We start from the raw sequence: 3,614 nt of genomic DNA, 5'->3' as shown, positions 1-3,614 counted from the left end.
CCGCGACGCCGGGGTCTCCGTCGTGGAGTGGCTTCTGATCACCACCATCATCGCCGGGGCGGCGATCGCGATCGGCGCCATCGTCGTCGCCGAGTTCACCAGCAAGGCCAACGAGCTCGACCTCACCACCCCCTGACATCCCAACCGATCAGGACCATCGGTCACACGAGAAGGGGTGCACAGATGGCATCACGCCTCGACCGGCGCCCACCGCGGCGCAGGCCACTGCCACCTGCCCGGCGCCGCCGCCCGGCGGGCCGGGGGGACGCGGGGGCGAGCGTGATCGAGCTGGTCGGGTTGACGCCGCTGTTGGTGCTGCTGACTTTCGGCACCGTTCAGGTGGCGCTGTGGATGTATGAGAAGCAGCTCGTCACCGCCGCCGCGCAGGAGGCCGCCCATGCCGCCGCGGCCGCCGACCTCACCCCGGCGCAGGCCAGCGGAATCGGTGAGGCCGCCGCGGCCCGCTTCCTGGGTGATGACACGGTGACGGTGCAGATCATCACTGTCGAACGCGGCGCCGACGCCGCCGAAGCCAGCATCACCGCGACCGGTCTGTCGATGATCCCCGGCCTCGACCTGCAGGTCACCGGTGTCGCCCGCAGCAGCATCGAACAGTTTGTCGGCCAGCCATGAACCCGGCCAACCGAAGGCCCGCCACCCGCGAGGTAGACGCGGTGCGACGGGTCGCGCCCAGGCCACCGCCGCGGTCGACACACGAGGTGCCGCAAGGGGTCCTCCGTCGTACTGGGCGGGGCCGGTGGGACGAGGGGTTCGGCACGGTCGAGCTGGTCCTGCTCGTACCCGCAATCGTCCTGGCGGTGCTGCTGGTCGTGGCGGTCGGACGCGTCGAGCAGGCCCGGCTGCAGGTCACCGGCGCCGCCCGCGACGCGGCCCGCGCCGCCTCCCTGACCCGCAGCGTCCCGGCCGCGCAGGTCGCCGCGCAGACCGCCGCAGAGGTAGCACTGTCCGCAGAGTCCGTGACGTGCACCGGCGGACCGTCGATCAGCGTCGACGGCTCACGGTTCGAACCTGGCGGGATGGTGGACGTCACCATCACCTGCACCACACGCCTCGGCGACCTCGGCTTCCCCTCCCTGCCCGCCACCAAGACCCTGACGGCGACCGCCGCCAGCCCTCTCGAGCAGTACCGGTCGCAACCATGACCCACCCCCACCCCCACCCCCATCCCCGCGGCTGCGGCTGCCTTCGACCCCGGCGAGCGCCGGGACCGACGGACGGTCAACTCTTGCCGCCGTCGTCCGGGCACCTGGTGATGGCACGCTCGAGCTCCCTAGCGACCCGGCGCCCACGTGAGGGCGTGCAGCACCCCCTGGCCAACGGCGGCCCACGTCGCCGCCGGCCGCGCGGTGAGCGGGGCTCCGCCACGGTGTGGCTGCTCCTGCTGGTCCCGGCCCTGGTGTTCGCCACCGGTCTGGTGGTCGACGGGGGGCGCGCCATCGCGGTCAGGCAGGAGGCCATCGGGCTGGCCTCCCAGGCCGCCCGAGCCGCCATCGACCAGATGGACCTCAGCGGCTACCGCGGCAGCGGGGGAGTACGCCCGGTCGCACCCGGCGCCGCGCAGTCCGCCGCCTGCACCTGGATCAGCGAACACCGCCCCGACGCCCGCTGCGCCGCCACCACGCACGGGCAGGGGCGCGTCGAGGTGACGGTCACCCTCACCTTTCGCCCCGTGCTGCTCGGCGCCGCCGGAGTCGGGGAACGAGCCATCTCTGCGTCTGCGCAGGCACGCCCCGCCGTCGGCGACACCGAGGAGGTGACCGCCCCATGACCGCCCCCGGGAACAGCCACACCACCGGGACCAGCCACACCACCGGTCACGGCAGCGGGACCGGGCGGGGCAAGCAGGTCCTAGCGAGCGTCGTCCTGCTGCTCGCCACGATCGGGGTCCCGGTGGGACTGAGCCTGTCGGTGGGCTGGCCCCTGCCGACTGGCCTCAGCGCCGTGGAGCGGCTTCCCCTGCTCCTGAGTCAACCCCTGGCCAGCAGTGCTGTCGTCGACGTCCTTGGCGTCGTCGCGTGGCTCGCCTGGGTGCACTTCGCGGCGGGGGTCGGGGTCGAGCTCGTGAACGCGACCACCCGGCGAGGCCGGCCTCAGCTTCGACTGCCCCTGGGTGGGCCGAGCCACGACCTGGCCCGCACTCTCGTCATGACCGCCCTGCTCCTCGCCGTCGCCACGCCCGTCGCCGCGCCCCTGGCCGCCGCAGCCCCACCTCCGGTTTCGGCGGCACCCGTCGCGGCCATGGCCGTCCACGAGGTCGGCAGCCCCGCGAGCGCCGGCGGAGCCGTGTACGCCGCGGCGGGACCGACCGCGTCCGACCAGGGGGCCGACGTCTCTTCCGCGCCCCGCCGACGACGGCGCGCGCACCTCGTCGACTGTGCCGACGTTTGTCGTGCCCGCTCCTGCCGCGGGCCGGTACGCGTGCCTGTGGGACATCGCCGAGCAGCAGCTGGGCGACGGCACCCGCTGGACGGAGATCCACGACCTCAACGCGGGCCGCCCCCAACCCGACGGCCAGACGCTGACCGACCCCGACCTCATCCGCCCCGGCTGGCTCCTCGTTCTGCCCCCCGACGCCCGACACGCGGGCAGCGGACCACCGGCCACGCCGGCCACCGTCGACACGTCAACGTCGGGCACCTCGGGGACGTCGGGGACGTCGGGGCATGTGGTGGTGCCCGGGGACACGTTGTGGGCGATCGCTGAGACAGAGCTCGGGGACGGCGCCCGATACGACGAGCTCGCCGCCGCAGCCGCCACCGTCACGCAACCGGACGGGCAGGTCCTGCGCGACCCCAACGTCCTGCAGCCCGGCTGGACCATCCCCCTCCCCGCCGCGGCTCCCACCACCGACCAACCCCTGGCCGAACCTGACGAGTTACCGGCGACGTCGGGGCAGACCCCCGGCCCGACACGCGGTGAGACCTCGGATGGCCTCCCGAGTGGGCTGACGCCCACGACGGTCCAGGAGCCCAAGGTCGGTACCAGCACGCCCGGGTCCACAGCAGACGAAGGGCGCGGCGACCGGTCGGCCACCGCCGGCGCAGCCGAACAGCCGAATAGCGGCGAGGAACGGACAGAGCAGGACAACGCCAGCGGCGGACGGCTGGACCGCACGGGGGAGACCGCTGACAGCGACGCCGAGGAGGAGGCCGACACCGTGGCCCCGACGTGGGCTCTGCCCGGGTTGTCGGGGGCGGGGACCATGCTCGCCGGGGCGCTGCTCCTACTGCTGCGCCAGCATCGCCGCCGTCAGTCCCGGCTCCGGCGACCGGGCCGAACCCTCACCCCGCCCGGCAGTCAGCACGTCGTGGTGGAGAAGAGCGTCCGCGCCCACACCCACACCGCCACCACCATCGAACGCCTCGATGAGATCCTCCGCCGCCTGGCCACCGCCTGCTTGCACAGAGACGACGCTCTTCCCGCCGTGGTCGCCATCACGCTGGAGCGGACCGGGGTCACCTTCCACCTTGCGACACCCAGCCCGGCTTCGGCCCCGTGGGCGACGGGAGCCGAGCCCACGACGTGGCATCTGCCGGGCGAGGTCGACCTGGACCAGGTGGGGCCGTTCGTGCCCGACCAGCCCGCACCGTTCC

At 73.8% G+C, this 3,614-nt stretch carries 4 protein-coding genes; all 4 read left to right on the top strand.

The window, feature by feature from the left end:
• Nucleotides 1-279: 279 nt before the first annotated feature.
• The gene (locus ACR80Q_RS18160; RefSeq protein WP_435379062.1) at nucleotides 280-633 is read left to right on the top strand and encodes a TadE/TadG family type IV pilus assembly protein; all 354 of its coding nucleotides are present in this window, start codon (nucleotides 280-282) and stop codon (nucleotides 631-633) included.
• An 86-nt stretch (nucleotides 634-719) separates the two neighbouring features.
• Nucleotides 720-1,163: a TadE/TadG family type IV pilus assembly protein gene (locus ACR80Q_RS18155; RefSeq protein ID WP_435379061.1), complete on the top strand. Its 444-nt coding sequence runs from the start codon at nucleotides 720-722 to the stop codon at nucleotides 1,161-1,163.
• 155 nt (nucleotides 1,164-1,318) lie between these two features.
• The gene (locus tag ACR80Q_RS18150; RefSeq protein WP_435379060.1) at nucleotides 1,319-1,789 is read left to right on the top strand and encodes a TadE family protein; all 471 of its coding nucleotides are present in this window, start codon (nucleotides 1,319-1,321) and stop codon (nucleotides 1,787-1,789) included.
• Nucleotides 1,790-2,410: 621 nt separating this feature from the next.
• A partial coding sequence (locus ACR80Q_RS18145; protein ID WP_435379059.1) for a LysM peptidoglycan-binding domain-containing protein occupies nucleotides 2,411-3,614 on the top strand: 1,204 nt, incomplete at its 3' end.

Origin of the sequence: Aquipuribacter aurantiacus (assembly GCF_051216895.1) — a bacterium.
In the GTDB taxonomy this organism is placed as follows: Bacteria; Actinomycetota; Actinomycetes; order Actinomycetales; family JBBAYJ01; genus Aquipuribacter.
The sequence above is the reverse complement of the archived record's forward strand: the minus strand, read 5'-3'. Positions and strand labels throughout refer to the sequence as shown.